The following is a 15876-nucleotide window of genomic DNA, read 5'->3' on the forward strand; positions in this document are numbered from 1 at the left end:
GATCTAAGAGTTGCAAAGGGGGGATTTAATCTCCCCTTTATTTTTTGCCAGTTACTTTCGCAGGGTGCCTCTTTTTGCGGTTTGCGTGGGCCTGCAAAATGGTGAAGGGAGGTTTGTTGCTGTTGGGATTGCTTTATCTGTTTCTTCAAGTGCCCGGGAATTTTATTGGGGGCGTTGGTGGCACACTCCATCAAGTTGAAAGTTTATAATCTGCTGGAGCGCAGCAGTGCCGGTAACCGGCTTGCCAAGCAGATTGATGCGATTCTCATCATTTTTATTGTTGTGAATGTGGGACTTGCAGTCCTTGAGACGGAGCCAAGCATCGGAGAGGTGTATGTCTGGCAGATCTTTCTGCTGGACTTTATTGCAGGCTCAATCTTTGCCGTTGAATACCTGTTGCGGCTTTGGGTTTCAGACCTGCATCCTCCTTTAAGGAAATATGGTCCGCTCAAAGCACGTGCTGTTTATGCGATGCAGCCGCTCTCGCTGGTTGATTTTGTGGCTGTTCTGCCCTTCTGGCTTTCGTTGTTCTTCACCAGTATCAGTTGGAAATCGCTTGTTATTTTGCGTCTGTTGCGATTCTTGAAGATCGCGCGATACTCACCTGCTGTACGCTCTCTTATTTCTGCAGTTGTTGCTGAGCAGAGGGCGATTGTTGGCAGTCTTGTGCTGATTTTCGGCGTTGCTCTCGTGTCTGCAACGCTGCTTTACAGCGTTGAACATGCCGCGCAGCCGGAGCATTTTGGTACTATTCCGAGTGCGTTGTGGTGGGCGTTTTCAACTCTCACTACGGTTGGTTATGGTGATGTTGTGCCTGTCACAGCGATGGGTAAAACCATTGCCAGTCTGGTGATGTTGATGGGGTACTGCCTGTTTGCGCTGCCAGTTGGAATTGTTGGCACTGCGTTTGCGCGTGAGATCCATAGCAGAGATTTTGTGATCACCTGGGGTATGGTGGCCACCATACCGCTGTTTGAGCGCCTGTCTGCGATTGAGATCGCTGCAGTGACGGAGCTTTTACATTCGCACAGTGTACCTGCTGGACAAACCATTTGTGAGAAGGGCGAGGATGGAGACAGCCTTTACCTGATTGCATCTGGTGAAGTGGAAGAAGTGTTTTCTGACCACCGTATTTTACATGGTGAGGGTGAGCATTTTGGCGAGGCATCGTTGTTTGCTCACCGTAAGCGAACGGCCAGCGCTGTTGCGCGAACACCCGTTCAGCTCATGGTCCTCAAGATGGAAGACCTGCGCCGCTTCATGGACCGTAAACCGGCTATAGCAAAGAAGATCATTGATGAAGCCATTGATGAGCGGAAGAGCCGTCATACGGATGTGGAGTTCACTTCGTAATCTGGCCTTGGATGTACGGTGCGAGCACTTCGATTTTGTCCGTCCAGATGTATCCGTCGAAGTTATCTGGCACCGCAGCAAGTTGTTCCGGTGTGTCTATGCCGCCACCGACACCCTGTAATGTGAATGGGCCGGATGCGATGACCTCGCTGCCATATTCCTTGAGCCTTTGCTGGAACTTATGCGGCCAGCCCCAAATAGCCCATGTGTAATTTGAGGGAACGCCGATGACGGTGCCTCTACACTCTTGCGGGACGTAACCACTCCAGCCGAGAGCAATGTATGCTTTTAAGCAGGCTTTGGTTTGGCGTTTGTCGAAGCCTACGATTTCCTCCGCGCTGTCTGCAATACTCCAGGTGGGTACGGATGCCCCATAGACGCCCCAGACTTGCGCTTTCCACTCAGGGTGCTTGTCAAGCTTCTCCTGCAGGAGTTCTGCCGAGAGCAGTTCTTTCTCTTTGAAGTTGATCAGGAATTTCTTGCCGGGAAGAGCACGGAAAACCTCTTCAAGTTCTGGCATTGCACCTATGCCGGTTCCTCTTAGAGGGTAGGTTTCTCCGCCATCTGCGGTGTAGCCATAGGCGATGTCCAGTGCTTTGAGTTTTGCAAGTGAATGAGATCTGGTGATGCCCAGTCCATTGGTGCGGCAATCCAGTGTCCAGTCATGAAAGACGGTAAGTTTGTTATCTGCGGTTGGATGTACATCCAGCTCGACAATATCTGCGCCAGCTTCGAATGCAGCCCGCATGGAGGCAATCGTATTTTCCAGAAAGGAATGGGTAGGCGTGTTAATGCGCTCTGCTGTGCACGTCTGGTTGGTCAACTCGTTGCGATGATAGGTCTGATGGACCCCACGATGAGCAATGAATCTGGGTTTGCCGGATGGAGTTTGGCCTGAAAGCCATGAAGCGTTGTAGAGATAGACCCCAGCAAATGCGAGGAGGAGCAGCAGAACAATCTTTTTAAACATAAGAGGCGCCGGATTGGAAACAGTGACCGTCCGCCTAGGTTGAAAGCGTAATGTGTTCTCACTTAGGCGTTGTTTTGGCGTACTCAAGATTTCGGCATCGAGGGGCCGGTGAAGTCATGGAGAGCTTTGCGGCAATCAGGCAGATGCATGTTGAGATCTGGCGGGTCTGTTCGTCAGGGAACGCCAGAGTAACTGTTCCGCTCCCTGTGAGCCTTATTGGTCTGAAGCGCAGCTTAGGGTCACTTGCTTATCCGCGGGGGAGTAGAAGTAGTTGCAGTGTTCGAAAAACAGTTGACCGCTGTTAAATAGCATCGGACTAACTTCCTTATGCCCTAAGGACCATCTGGCGGATTGGCCAAGAGCCTGATCGTTCCCATAGCTTAGTGTCACCAGCGGTTCTTTGTTTTGCTTATTTACGTAAAGCTGCATCTCATAGTCTGACGTTTCAATCTGTCTGCTGGTAGGGCTGGTAGTGCAACACGGAGGCGTGGTCTCAGCTACTGAGACTATTCCATATGAAATACCAGTATCGGGGAGAACGCGGGCTGGTTGGGGACCGGTTGGCGGATAAACAACCTCGCCGTTGGACTTGCTTGTGATTGCAAAGGGGAGGACAGGTGCCACCAAAGCCGTTGGATTTGTTGGTGAGGCCGATAATGGAAGCGTAAGCGTGTTGCCCAGATTGGGGAGCGGGTTTTCAGTGGATGCCAGATAGACATCAATACTGCTGCTGTTTGAGTGCGTGCTTGTGAGGGCGTAATTCTGGTTCTCGAAAGGGACGCCATTGTCGTCTACCAGATTTAGGAATGGGTTTGTGGGATTGGCTTGATCTGCATCCACCTGGGAAATGCCATGGGGACTGTCAAAACCAACACCCATCATGAAAACCTTAGGATCGTGGTTACAGGCGGGAGCGGGTGTCTTTGAGCAGGTGGGCTTGTTCTTACTGTTTGGGCAATGCTGTACGGCGGCAAAGACCGGAAAGTTTTTGAGGTGTTTTGTAGGGGGCTTGCCGGGCGTTCCAAACGAGAGATCGCGATTGATTATGTATCCAGCATAAGTGTTCCCTGAGCTGGAGTAGGACAGGGTTGAGCAGGTGGAGCTGGCTTGTTCTTCAGCTGTGGGAATAAAAAAGCCAGCGGAGCCAACGATGCCAGTTGACCCTGTATCCATGACAAAGATCGAGTTCTTTTCTTCACCAGACAGGGTTGTGGTTTGTATTTCCAGCTGGAAGTACGACCCAATTTTCTTGGCGGTTATGGCGTCATTATCCTGAGCTTGAGAAAAGTCTGCCAATCCCGTGCCGAGCAGTAGCAGTAAGAGTTGTGGTTTCATCGACTGGATCCTTTTTGATTACGGTAGGGCCGTATTCGTGAAGGATGCATTGTTCGGTACTCCCTTGATTTAAAGGGATCACTGGAATTTCAATCGGGTTGGCTGACTGGCCTACGCAATTGTTTCGCCCACAAAAAAAGGGTGCCCGGAGGCACCCTTTTCATAAATCAGCGCTTTGACAGTACTTATGCAGCAGCCATAGCTTTCTGAAGGTTTTCGTCGACTTTGTCGAGGAAGCCAGTTGTGGTGAGCCACTTCTGTTCTGGACCTACGAGAAGAGCCAGATCTTTGGTCATGTGACCGCTTTCAACTGTATCGATACATACCTGCTCAAGAGTTTCAGCAAACTTCTTCAGCTCAGCGTTGTCGTCGAGTTTCGCGCGGTGCGCCAGGCCACGGGTCCATGCAAAGATAGATGCGATGGAGTTTGTGGAAGTGTCTTCACCTTTTTCATGCTGACGGAAGTGACGGGTCACTGTGCCGTGTGCAGCTTCTGCTTCAACGGTTTTGCCGTCTGGTGACATGAGAACGGAAGTCATCAGGCCAAGGGAACCGAAGCCCTGTGCAACGGTGTCGGACTGAACGTCGCCGTCGTAGTTCTTACAAGCCCAAACGTAACCACCGGACCACTTCATGGATGCAGCAACCATGTCATCGATGAGACGGTGCTCGTACCAGATTTTTTCTGCTTCGTACTTCTCTTTGAACTCAGCGTCATAGATTTCCTGGAAGATATCTTTGAAGCGACCATCGTATACTTTGAGGATGGTGTTCTTGGTGGACAGGTAACAAGGTACCTTACGACCAAGAGCGTAGTTCATGGAAGCACGGGCGAAGTCACGGATGGAATCATCCAGGTTGTACATCGCCATTGCGATACCCGCTGAAGGAGCATCGAATACTTCGTGTTCAATCTCAGCGCCGTCGTCACCAACGAATTTGATGGACAGCTTGCCTTTGCCAGGGAATTTGAAGTCAGTCGCGCGGTACTGATCACCAAATGCGTGACGGCCAACGATGATTGGCTGAGTCCAACCTGGAACCAGACGTGGAACGTTGGACATGATGATTGGTTCGCGGAAGATAACGCCACCCAGGATGTTACGGATGGTGCCGTTTGGAGAGCGGTACATGCGCTTCAGGTCGAATTCTTCAACGCGTGCTTCATCTGGAGTGATGGTTGCACACTTAACGCCAACGCCGTGTTCTTTGATTGCGTTTGCAGCATCAACCGTGATCTGATCGTCTGTTGCGTCGCGGGACTCAATGCCGAGGTCGTAGTACTTCAGATCGATGTCCAGGTAAGGATGGATCAGCTTGTCCTTGATGAACTGCCAAATGATGCGAGTCATCTCATCGCCGTCGAGCTCGACGACTGGATTTGCTACCTTGATCTTCGCCATATTAGTAGACCTCGTGTTTTTAGGTACATGAAAATGGAGCCTGAAGCGGCTCGAATTGCCATGTGTATACACATGTGCGCAATTTAATGCCAGTGGAAATGCTAGCTCGGTTGGCTTGTAATACCAAATTCGTATGCTGCACAGAAGTGGTGTTTGCTAACAAACTGCAATTTCAACTGTATTTGCTCTCATGCATGGTGTGAGATGCTGTCTATAATCTTGCTGTACCTTTCTCCTTTCCGAGTGGATTGTCGATCATTCTGCTTAGGGCGCAAAAACTGATTACTCCGCAATCCCAAGATGTTATCCACTATGAGTTGCAATTGTGCAGTTTGTTCTTAACTCTCAAAACATATCCAATTACTCTGGCGACCTGATGGCGTCATAATTGGGACGCGAGCATTTTGTAGAGCGCGCAGGAGTCGGTTGCTGCGTTCTTTGACTTAGGAGTAAGGGAAGATGCGGATTGTTGTAACCGGTATGGGGGTTGTTTCGCCCCTAGGTGTTGGGATCAACCCGTTTTGGAAGAGACTGGTAGCTTCTGAAAGTGGTATTCGCGCTCTTACCAGATTTGATGGAAGCGAGCATGCTTGTCAGGTGGCAGGACAGGTTCCAACCATCGACGAAGATGAATTTGGCTTTGATGCCAGTGTTGCTATTCCTTTTAAAGATCAGAAGAAGATGGATTTGTTTATCCATTATGCTCTGGTTGCAGCCAAAGAAGCCGTTGAACAGGCTGGCTGGCGTCCTGAAACGGACGAAGAGAAGGAGAGCACCGCGACGATCATTGCATCCGGAGTTGGTGGCTTTCCAGCGATGACCGGAGCTACACGCACCGTGGAGACCAAAGGTCCGCGGCGTTTGTCACCGTTTATTGTGCCAAGCTTTCTGGCAAACCTTGCAGCGGGTCAGGTTTCGATTGCCAATGGGTTTAAGGGCCCGTTGGGAACGCCTGTGACCGCATGTGCTGCAAGTGTGCAGGCCATTGGTGATGCGGTACGCATGATCAAGAGCGGTGAAGCAAACGTCGCCCTTGCTGGCGGTGCTGAGGCTTGCATTGACGCTGTCTCGTTTGCCGGCTTTTCTGCTGCCCGTGCGCTGTCGAGCGGGTTTAATGATGAGCCTAGCAAAGCCTCTCGTCCCTTTGATAAAAACCGTGATGGATTTGTCATGGGTGAGGGGGCTGCGATGTTGGTGATTGAGACGCTTGAACATGCCCTGGCTCGCGGTGCGACGCCGCTTGCTGAGATCCTGGGGTATGGCACGTCAGCTGATGCCCACCATGTGACGGCTTCTCCTCCGGATGGTGCAGGTGGGCAAGCTGCGATGCGTAAAGCCTTGAAGCAGGCAGGGATTAATCCTGACGACATTGATTATATCAATGCCCACAGTACATCCACACCAGTTGGGGACGCTGCAGAGATTGCAGGCATTCAGGCTGTCTTTGGAGATCGTGGGAAGGATCTGGCTGTTTCATCAACCAAGTCGGCGACGGGGCACCTTTTGGGGGCTGCCGGTGCTCTTGAGGCAATCGCTTCTATTATGGCACTGCGGGAAGGTGTGCTTCCTCCGACACTGAATCTGGAAGAGCCTGATGATGAGGCTTCCCAGTTTGATCTGGTTGCGAATGCGTCCAAAGAGAAAGACCTGAAATATGTCATGTCCAATGGCTTTGGTTTTGGCGGGGTGAATGCCTCTGTGATCTTTGGAAAGCCGAGCTGACAGCTGGCGACAACATAGTTCTGGAAAAGGCTCAGGGGTTCTCTGAGCCTTTTCTTTTTGCCACATTGTTCTTTTAGCTGCACCTTACTGACTTAATTCAACTCACGTTTCTTGTAGTTTTCGTTGATTGATTTAGGCGTTGCTTATATACGCAGGCTTGTTTGAAGGTCCTGTTCATCCTTCGCGGATAAGATTTTAGTTCCTGCTCATTTTGAAAGTTTGATTGATGCTCAACCGTTTGAACAACAAGCACTATGCTTTGATCACCGTTTTGTTGCTGATCGCGACTGCCGCTATCCTTCTTGCTATGGGGCGGGAACCAATCTGCAAATGTGGGGTGATCAAACTTTGGGCGGGCAATGCCAACAGTGCTGATAGCAGCCAGCATATATCTGATTGGTACACGCCGTCACACATCATCCACGGCATGCTGTTTTATGCTTTGTTCTGGTGGATGGGCCGTCTCTTTACGGGTGGGGCAGGCTGGCCAATGGGCTTTCGGCTGGTTCTGTCGGTTATTGTTGAGGCGACATGGGAGCTTGTCGAGAACTCCAGCTACATTATCAATCGTTACCGCGAAGCGACCATCGCCCTCGATTACTTTGGCGACAGTGTTCTGAATTCCGTTTTTGATATTATCTGGATGATGTTCGGGTTCTGGCTTGCTGCACGGTTGCCGGTCTGGCTGACTGTTGTGCTCATTCTTGCCATGGAACTGATTGTTGGGGCGATTATCAGGGATAACCTCACACTCAATGTGATCATGCTGGTTTATCCGTTGGATGCCATCAAAGAATGGCAGATGCAGGCCTATTGATTACAAAATTGTGCCGCGCTCACTTTTAGATTGCGCGGCACGCTGTCTTTCCGAATTCACTCTTCCGGTCAAGCTTTCATTTGAAGCGCATTATGCTTTCTTATGCGCGGCGAGTGCTATGGCCACATAACTCCAACCGTTGAACATGATGGAAATGCCGGCCACAAGGCCCAGAGCCCAACCGGTTGAAGCAGGGAAGTCGAGCAGGATCATCAAGCCAGCTGCGATTGCTATGACACCAGAGGCCAGAATCCAGCCCCAACTGGTGTGAGGTCGCAAACGGAATGAGAACAGCGCCTGTGCAATGCCTTGCGCTATGAAAACAGCGGAGAGCACGAGTGTCAGCGCTTCTGTGCCGGCGACAGGGTTATAATAGATTGCTACCCCACCAACCAGCGCGATGATGCCGACCAGTGATTGCCCGAGGAAGCCTCCCCATTCTTTTACCTGCATGGCGTGCCAAAGTTGAAGAACCCCGACGACTATCAGAACCAATCCAATTACCAGTGCTACTGCGATGGAGGACGCGTATGGTATGACCAACACAATCGTACCACCAATCACCATCAGTACTCCGAGCACCAGAAACTTCAACCAGTTGTCACGCACTAACTGCGTGAGGTCCGGGACATTTGGAGGCGGGGTGCCACCTGCGTTGGGTTCTTGTCCAGACATTGTCGTCGGGGTCTCCTTCGTAGAGGGTCATGCCATTCAGAGGCTGCATTGAAATGGCTAACACTCTAGGTAACAGCAAAACACAGCTTTACTCTTGATTGAATTCGCCGAATTTTACCCTCTTTACGTGATTGGTCAGAGTTCCTACGCCATATCATGTGACTGAGGTGCAGGTGGTGAGTTGTCGCCGAGGGAAAACAGCAGGCTTATTCTGATAGGAATATGCGTTTGCTGAGACTGCTGGGAGGCAAAACGGCTCTGGTAATTTCCGGTGTGATCGGCTAGAGGATCCGCATGTCTGAAAGCACTCCTGAAACAAACAATGCCATTCCTCCTGTTGTCGTTCTTTGTGAACCTCAACTTGGCGAAAACATCGGTATGGTTGCTCGTGCTATGGCCAATTTTGGTCTGCACGACCTGCGCCTGATCAACCCACGCGACGGTTGGCCGAGTGAAAAAGCACGCTCAGCTTCCAGCCGGGCACATCATGTTATTGATGCAGCACGGGTTTTCGACAGTGTTGAAGAAGCTGTTGCCGATCTGAAACTCGTTTTTGCAACGACCGCACGTAGCCGTGATATTCCAAAACCTGTTGTAGGACCTGATGAGGCCGCGACTGAGAGTGTTGCTCAGGGCGTGCGGGGGATCCCGTCCGGTTACATGTTTGGCCGTGAACGCTGGGGCCTGAACAATGACGAAGTGGCGCTTGCAAATAAGATTGTGACCCTTCCGGTTGATCCGACTTATGCATCCTTGAATATTGCCCAGGCTGTTTTGGTATGTGCCTATGAATGGCGCCGCGTAGCGACAGCTGGTGCACTGCCTTTCTCCTTGGATGATTATGATGGTGAACTGGCAACACAAGAGTCTATTCAACGGATGTTTGAACATCTGGAAGCAGGGTTGGATTCTCGTGGGTTCTTCCGTCCTATTGAAAAGAAGCCAGTAACAATTCGTAGGCTGCGCAACATCTTTCAGAAAGCAGATCTCACCGAAAATGAAGTGCGTATCATGCGTGGTGTGATTTCCTGCTTTGAGAAGTATGGTGTGAAGGACAAAGATTGATGCTGACCGGCTCCCCAGTAGTTCCATTTCAGCAAATGCATATGCAGGCGGATATGTCTGGTCGTGTGTTGGTGTTGGATAGTGGTGTCGGGGGGCTGTCGGTGCAGCGTGAGATCAAGCGAATGCTTCCTGATGCTGCACTGCTGTATCTGGCGGATCGTGCTGCTTTCCCTTATGGCGACTGGGATGCGGCGGCACTGCGTGAGCACATCTGCGCATTGGTGCAGACTGTCAGTGAGGCGTGGCAACCGAGCGCGGTTGTGGTGGCTTGCAATACGGCCTCGACGCTTGTGCTCAAGAGCTTACGAGAGATTCTGAGCGTTCCTGTGGTTGGGACTGTTCCTGCTATAAAGCCGGCTGCTGAGCAAACACGAAGCGGCGTTTTTGCAGTGCTTGCAACGCCGGGGACTGTGAAGCGCGACTACACGCAGGATCTGATCATCGAGTTTGCGGCTGAGCACCATATTGCACTTGTTGGGGCAACTGGTCTTGCTGCACTTGCAGAAGACAAGCTGGCAGGCCGCGCAGTTGACCTTGATCGCTTGCGGCAGGAAATTGCTCCTTGCTTTGTCGAGAAAGACGGCCAACGCACCGACTGCGTTGTGCTTGGATGCACGCACTATCCTTTTTTGCAGGAAGAAATGGAGCAAGTGGCTCCTTGGCCGGTAACGTGGATTGACCCTGCACCTGCGATCGCCAGACGGCTGGTTCAGGTCGTAGAGCCGAAATCTGTGGCGACGGGGTGCGACGATCTGTTTTTCCTGACCAACTGAGGTTCTCTCTTGTAAGCGTATAGGTTGCTGGAGTGTTGCCTGCCTTGGCTCAAATCCTCTCTTATTTAATTGGTTGTTCTAGGCGGATCTTGAATTTGTTTTGATACCCAGTCGGCACCTGCGGATTTGCTGGAGTCGAAGCCTTGGATATCATCAATACTGTTGTCGATTACACCAATACCATCCTCTGGAATTATGTTCTGCTTTATGGCTTGCTTGCCGTTGGTGTGTTTTTCACGTTCCGATTAGGCTTTATCCAGTTTCGTTATTTTGGGCAGTGTTTCAGCGTTCTTCTCAAATCGAGGCATGAAGATCGCAACGGGATCAGCCCGTTTCAGGCTTTATGTACCAGTCTGGCGTCCCGTGTTGGCACCGGCAACATCGCAGGGGTTGCAGTTGCGCTGACGCTGGGCGGGCCGGGGGCGATCTTCTGGATGTGGATGGTTGCTTTGGTTGGTATGGCGACAGCTTATGCAGAAAGCGCGTTGGCCCAGCTTTATAAGGTTGAAGATGACGACGGCCAGTTTCGCGGTGGTCCGGCGGTTTACATGGCAGCTGGTCTTAAAAGCAAATTGCTTGGTCATATCTTTGCAATCGCTTTGATTTTTGCTTTTGGCATCGTGTTTTCCGCCGTGCAGTCCAACTCCATTGCAGATGCTATGAACAGTGCATTTGATATGCCGGAAATCGTCACTGGTGTTGTGCTCGTTTTAGCCGCTGGGCTGGTCATCTTTGGTGGCCTGCGCAAGATCGCGCACTTTGCTGAGGTCGTCGTTCCGTTTATGGCGATTGCTTATGTGGTGATCGCGTTTGGTATTCTGGCTGCGAATTATGAAGAAGTGCCAGGCGTTCTGTGGAGTATTGTCGCGCATGCCTTTGGCCTTGAAGAAGCGGTTGGCGGGATATCTGGTGGTGTGATGGCAGCGCTGCTGAACGGTGTCCGCCGTGGTCTTTACTCCAACGAAGCTGGCATGGGGTCTGCGCCAAACATTGCTGCGTCAGCTGTTCCTGATCCGCATCATCCAGCTTCTCAGGGCTTTGTGCAGGCGCTGGGCGTTTTCATTGATACGATCGTGATCTGTACTGCGACCGCATTGATTATCCTGCTCTCCGGTATCTATGATCCAACAACTGGTGTGACGGGTATATCGCTGACACAATCTGCGGCAGAGGCGCATGTGGGCGACTTTGGTGTCTACTTCATCGCTGTTGCGATCCTATTCTTTGCATTCACCTCGATTGTGGCGAATTACTCGTATGCGGAAAATGCCATGATTTATCTGGAGCATGGCTGGAAGCCGGGGCTCACAATCCTTCGTGTTCTTTCGCTGGCAATGGTGTTTTGGGGTACTTTGCAGACAGTCGATACTGTATTCAACGCAGCGGATGCCGCTATGGCTGTGATGGCGACAATCAACCTGATTGCGATTGTGCTTCTGGCGCCAAAGGTGTCCTTGATTACCAAGGATTACATTAAGCAGCTTAAGGAAGGGAAGGAGCCTATGTTTGATATTGCCGAACATCCTGAACTTGCAGATGGTGTTGATGCTACGATCTGGAGCAAAGAGCGCGGTGAAGAAGCGCAAAGGCGCTATTGATAGTGCTCTTATTTCTCAGGTGCTTGCTGTCATATTCCGTTGACTCTTGCGTGTAATTTCAATAGGAATGCGCTGTTCATGGCGGTTCCTATGGAGCCGCTTTGATTTTACGCACCCGTGTGGTTCGGCATGCGCTATTTGCCAGGACCGCTGTCAATCTTTATGAGCCTTTGGGTTTGTGAAGGAAAAGGAGGGCGCGTTTCCTTTAAAATTACAGATAAACGCTAAGGAAACTGCGATGTCTAAGCGCCAGAGCGCCAAGTATAAACTAGACCGTCGGATGGGTGAAAACATCTGGGGTCGTCCTAAAAGCCCTGCGAACCGTCGTGAATATGGCCCAGGCCAGCACGGTCAGCGTCGTAAGGGTAAGCTTTCTGACTTTGGTGTGCAGCTGCGCGCTAAGCAGAAGCTGAAAGGCTACTACGGCAACATCTCTGAGAAACAGTTCCGTAAGACTTATGATGAAGCTTCCCGTCAGCGCGGTGATACTTCTGAAAACCTTATCGGTCTTCTCGAGTGCCGTCTTGACGCAGTTGTTTACCGCGCAAAATTCGTTCTCACTGTGTTTGCTGCTCGTCAGTTCATCAACCACGGTCATGTGAACGTAAACGGTCGCCGCGTAAACATCGGTTCTTACATGTGTAAGCCTGGTGACGTTATTGAAGTTCGTGAAAAGTCCAAGCAGCTGGCAATCGTACTGGAAGCAGTACAGTCCGCTGAGCGCGACGTTCCTGACTACCTTGACGTTGACACCAACAAGCTGACCGCGACATTTGCTCGTGTTCCTGCTTTTGGCGACGTGCCTTACCCAGTTCAGATGGAACCAAACCTGGTTGTGGAATTCTATTCCCGCTAATAGGTTTGATCCTGAAGGATTTGATTTGGGCTGCCCTTTGGGTGGCCCTTTTCTTTTGGTGGTGCTATTCCTCCCGCAGCATATTGCATTCGCCTTTGTTTGATTGAGAACGAGTGAAGATAAGATAACGCCATGAGCCAGTTAAGCGCAGAACACGCCACTGATACAGCCGCTGAGGACAAGAGTTTCGATTCACAGTGTCATCCACTTTTCCGTGAGGTGCCAAGTTCGGTTGAGTTCAAAAAACTGCGTAAACGGTTGCTGCGTGAAACTCGTCAGGCAATTTCTGACTATAAGATGGTTCCGGATGGGGCGAGCCCGGAGAAAACCAAATGGCTGATCTGCCTTTCTGGCGGTAAAGACAGCTACACTCTGCTTGCTGTTCTGATGGATTTGAAGTGGCGCGGTCTTCTTCCTGTTGATCTGATCGCCTGCAATCTTGACCAGTCCCAGCCGGATTTCCCGCAACACATCCTGCCCGAGTTCTTTGAGCGCTACCAGATCCCGAACAAGATTGTGCGCGAGAACACCTACGGTATTGTGACCGACAAGCTGCCTGAAACGTCTACTTATTGCTCCCTGTGCTCTCGCCTGCGCCGCGGTATTTTATATCGTACTGCGCGTGAGCTGGGTTGTGAGGCAATTGTGCTGGGTCATCACCGGGACGATGCTTTGGAAACCTTTATGATGAACATGTTCTTTGGTGGCCGCATGGCGTCGATGCCGCCAAAGCTGGTGAATGATGAAGGGGACCTGATGGTGCTGCGTCCGCTGATGAACTCCTCTGAAGTGGATATCGAGAAGTTTTCCAAGGCAATGGATTTCCCAATCATTCCTTGTAACCTGTGTGGCTCACAGGATGGCTTGCAGCGTGTTCAGGTGAAGAAGATGTTACAGCAGTGGGAGAAGGAGACGCCGGGTCGGCTGGGCATTATGGCTCGGGCTTTGGCGCATGTGCGTCCATCTCATTTACATGATGCACAGGCGTTTGATTTTGTTGGCCTGCGTCCTAATACAGGTGAGCAGGGAGAGAGTGATCAGGAACCTTGCTCCGCTGCTGCTGCGATGACTGAGAAACTGTTTGGCAATGAGTTTTAGTCATTTGGCTTAACTGCTGTAATTCTAAACCGCTGCATCCTTTGATGGAGCGGTTTTTGCTTTTTTCCGATAGATTGATCGGTTGGATTGGATAGAGACATGACACCACTTCGATTTCGGGCACGCAACACGGCTTTGGTTCTGCAGAACGTCTTTACCGCACTGATGTTTGTGGTGTTCTCACAGTTGCGAGGATTTGCAGATCTCTCTCCGTTGCTTGAAGAGGTGTTTGGCATAAGCATCACCACGTTCTTTCTGATTGGCATTACCATTGCACTTGGCACTGCCTGCATCTTTCATCTTCCTTCGCTCAATTATACCGAGATTGGAAAAGACGGAATTGTTTATCACCGTGCTCTCATTAAGCGCAGATTGGCCTGGAATGAGATTGAGAGTGTGGATGTAAAGCAACTCAGCTTTATGGGGTTTAAGCTGGCCAAACGCGTTGTGCTGGATTTGAAGGGGAAACGAAAATTTCCCTATGCTCAAGCCGTGCGTGGATTGGGCGTTGATGGGGTGTTGCCAGGCACCTACAAGCAATCTCCAGAAGAAATGTCTGAGCAAATCAACCAGTTTCGCCGTCTCAATGGTGTTTGATTTTCAGTGTTGCCGGAGATTCCCTGCTGTATTTTAAATTCTTGTTAGGTAATAAAAATACGTAAACGGCGAGAATTAATTGCAGAAACTACGCGATTTTACCTATTCAATAAAGATTGTATCCAGATCCTGTAACTAAAGTCGAATTAAGACAGAATTTCAGCGATCAAGCCACGGTTTAACGTGGTGATTTTTTTTTAGTTTCTCGATGTGAATTTTCCACGAAAGGCATTGGAGGTAACTATGAATATGGTCATTGATGGCTTGAACGGTATTGGATGGAAGAAGCAGAGAGATACTGCTGATCAATCCTGTCGGTGCGGTTCCTGGAAGTTGCACTGGATCAGGCATTCAAAACGTGACTGGCCATCTACCTGCAGCAATGCAGATTGTCATAAAAAACCCACCCAAGGATCACACCTGAGATGGCTGAGCGGAAGTCGGGCTCAGATCGTTCCGCTGTGTGATAGCTGTAGCAAGCTGACTGAACGCTTCAACTTACGAGACGGTGTTATCACCGTGGTGAAGCAGCAGTATGAGTGCAGTTGAGTTCTCACTTCATCCCCCCATAGTACTTACAGGCGTCAGGGCCGTTCAGTAGAGACGGCTTTTGGAAAACGGTTATGTGGTTGCACTCGTAGCGAGCCAACCCTTCCTTCGTGGTTGGCGTAATAGCTGCGGCGACTGCACCCATCGTGGTGCCTGTGATTATGCCAAGGAGCAAAACTCTCAGATAAACTTGCATCTCTCATCCCCCGATGAACTGTTGATGAGACTGTTTTAGCAAGGGGAATGTGAGAGAGCTCTGAGAGGTGTGTTCATTCAGCGTTCAGGAAGGTTAAGCGGTCAGGCTACTCCAGTTAACCTCTAAGCTCTCTGCCTGCGCTATTGCTTCTGTGAAGTTTTTGAGGGGTAGGGCATCTGCTTTTTGATCGTGGGGAGCAACATGGAGTGCACTCCAACCTGCTTCGCGGGCGGGCTTGATGTCTTTTTCCAGATTATCGCCAATAAACAGAGCTGTTTCCGCGATAAAGTCGTGTTTGTTCTCAAGCTTGCGAAGAAGGGACACGCTTGGTTTGCACTCTGCTGGGAATGTATCACCACTGGCGTACGCAAAGTCGACGTGATCCAGAATTCCAAGTTTGTTCATGACAGCCCATTGGAAATTTGAAGGGCCATTTGTCATGACACCAATCTGGCAGTCAAAGTTTGCCTTCAAAAGTGCGATTGCTTCAAAAATGCCAGAGAAAGGAGTTTGTGCCTCCGCCCACCTCTGGGTGAACGTTGCCAGTGCATGCTCCTGTTCGTCAGCCCGCATGTCTGGGAAACAGGACTGCACAGCCTCCAACCCGGTGTGCTCGCCATTGTGCAGTATGTGGCGTAGCCAAGTGTCGCTGTGCTTGTTGAACTGCTCACCAAAAATTTCAAAGAACATTTTGGAGTAGGATGCTTTGTGGTGGCAAATAGTGCCATCCAAATCGAAAACAATAGTCTTAAACATATGCTGCCTGCTTTGGAGGAATGCTTGCAGAATAACCTAATGGTTTTCGAGTGCCTGACAACAAAAAACGGGCCTCCGTGTGAAGGCCCGTTTTAAAGGGCTTTGTAGGAAAA

15 protein-coding genes are annotated in these 15876 nt (G+C 50.5%); 9 read left to right on the forward strand and 6 right to left on the reverse strand.

Features of this window, described 5'->3' with window-relative positions:
• The first annotated feature begins 177 nt into the window (after positions 1–177).
• Positions 178–1353, forward strand: a complete 1176-nt coding sequence (locus tag DHN43_RS07960; protein ID WP_108818259.1) for a cyclic nucleotide-gated ion channel — start codon at positions 178–180, stop codon at positions 1351–1353.
• On the opposite strand, the gene DHN43_RS07965 is transcribed toward DHN43_RS07960, so the two are convergent.
• The 3 genes from DHN43_RS07965 to DHN43_RS07975 form a co-directional block, all read right to left on the reverse strand.
• Positions 1343–2323 (reverse strand): glycerophosphodiester phosphodiesterase family protein, encoded by a 981-nt coding sequence (locus tag DHN43_RS07965; protein WP_108818260.1) that lies wholly within the window; start codon positions 2321–2323, stop codon positions 1343–1345. The two genes, DHN43_RS07960 and DHN43_RS07965, sit on opposite strands and share 11 nt — an antisense overlap.
• 213 nt (positions 2324–2536) lie before the next feature.
• Entirely contained in the window at positions 2537–3658 is a 1122-nt protein-coding gene (locus DHN43_RS07970; protein ID WP_108818261.1) for a hypothetical protein, read from the reverse strand.
• A 185-nt stretch (positions 3659–3843) separates the two neighbouring features.
• Positions 3844–5061: an NADP-dependent isocitrate dehydrogenase gene (locus DHN43_RS07975; protein ID WP_063303477.1), complete on the reverse strand. Its 1218-nt coding sequence runs from the start codon at positions 5059–5061 to the stop codon at positions 3844–3846.
• Between the two features lie 459 nt (positions 5062–5520).
• On the opposite strand from DHN43_RS07975, the gene fabF reads away from it, so the two are divergent.
• Together fabF and DHN43_RS07985 are read left to right on the forward strand one after the other, a co-directional pair.
• Positions 5521–6783 carry a beta-ketoacyl-ACP synthase II gene (gene fabF, locus DHN43_RS07980; RefSeq protein WP_063303478.1) on the forward strand — a complete coding sequence of 421 codons (1263 nt, stop codon included), beginning with the start codon at positions 5521–5523 and terminating at the stop codon, positions 6781–6783.
• A 226-nt stretch (positions 6784–7009) separates the two neighbouring features.
• Positions 7010–7600 (forward strand): DUF2585 domain-containing protein, encoded by a 591-nt coding sequence (locus DHN43_RS07985; RefSeq protein ID WP_063292768.1) that lies wholly within the window; start codon positions 7010–7012, stop codon positions 7598–7600.
• 90 nt (positions 7601–7690) lie between these two features.
• Here the strand turns inward: DHN43_RS07985 and DHN43_RS07990 are convergent, their stop codons facing one another.
• Entirely contained in the window at positions 7691–8275 is a 585-nt protein-coding gene (locus tag DHN43_RS07990) for an HdeD family acid-resistance protein (RefSeq protein ID WP_057462592.1), read from the reverse strand.
• Between the two features lie 294 nt (positions 8276–8569).
• On the opposite strand from DHN43_RS07990, the gene DHN43_RS07995 reads away from it, so the two are divergent.
• From DHN43_RS07995 to DHN43_RS08020, 6 genes are all read left to right on the forward strand, one after another.
• Positions 8570–9340, forward strand: coding sequence for an RNA methyltransferase (locus tag DHN43_RS07995; RefSeq protein WP_063292767.1), 771 nt, complete (start codon positions 8570–8572; stop codon positions 9338–9340).
• A 35-nt stretch (positions 9341–9375) separates the two neighbouring features.
• Positions 9376–10113 carry a glutamate racemase gene (gene murI / locus DHN43_RS08000; protein ID WP_373456186.1) on the forward strand — a complete coding sequence of 246 codons (738 nt, stop codon included), beginning with the start codon at positions 9376–9378 and terminating at the stop codon, positions 10111–10113.
• Between the two features lie 152 nt (positions 10114–10265).
• Positions 10266–11711, forward strand: coding sequence for an alanine/glycine:cation symporter family protein (locus tag DHN43_RS08005; protein WP_193757778.1), 1446 nt, complete (start codon positions 10266–10268; stop codon positions 11709–11711).
• A gap of 238 nt (positions 11712–11949) precedes the next feature.
• A complete protein-coding gene (gene rpsD / locus DHN43_RS08010; RefSeq protein ID WP_057462588.1) occupies positions 11950–12567 on the forward strand; it encodes a 30S ribosomal protein S4 in 618 nt (205 codons plus the stop codon).
• Positions 12568–12699: 132 nt separating this feature from the next.
• Positions 12700–13665, forward strand: a complete 966-nt coding sequence (gene ttcA, locus DHN43_RS08015; protein WP_108818263.1) for a tRNA 2-thiocytidine(32) synthetase TtcA — start codon at positions 12700–12702, stop codon at positions 13663–13665.
• A gap of 99 nt (positions 13666–13764) precedes the next feature.
• Positions 13765–14262 carry a hypothetical protein gene (locus DHN43_RS08020; RefSeq protein WP_108818264.1) on the forward strand — a complete coding sequence of 166 codons (498 nt, stop codon included), beginning with the start codon at positions 13765–13767 and terminating at the stop codon, positions 14260–14262.
• A 553-nt stretch (positions 14263–14815) separates the two neighbouring features.
• Here DHN43_RS08020 and DHN43_RS08025 read toward each other — a convergent pair.
• Both DHN43_RS08025 and DHN43_RS08030 read right to left on the reverse strand, forming a co-directional pair.
• Complete coding sequence (locus tag DHN43_RS08025; RefSeq protein ID WP_063300883.1) at positions 14816–15007, reverse strand: hypothetical protein; 192 nt, start codon at positions 15005–15007, stop codon at positions 14816–14818.
• 93 nt (positions 15008–15100) lie between these two features.
• Positions 15101–15763, reverse strand: coding sequence for an HAD family hydrolase (locus DHN43_RS08030; RefSeq protein ID WP_108818265.1), 663 nt, complete (start codon positions 15761–15763; stop codon positions 15101–15103).
• Between the last annotated feature and the right edge of the window lie 113 nt (positions 15764–15876).

The organism is Pseudovibrio sp. Alg231-02, assembly GCF_900143565.1.
In the GTDB taxonomy this organism is placed as follows: Bacteria; Pseudomonadota; Alphaproteobacteria; order Rhizobiales; family Stappiaceae; genus Pseudovibrio.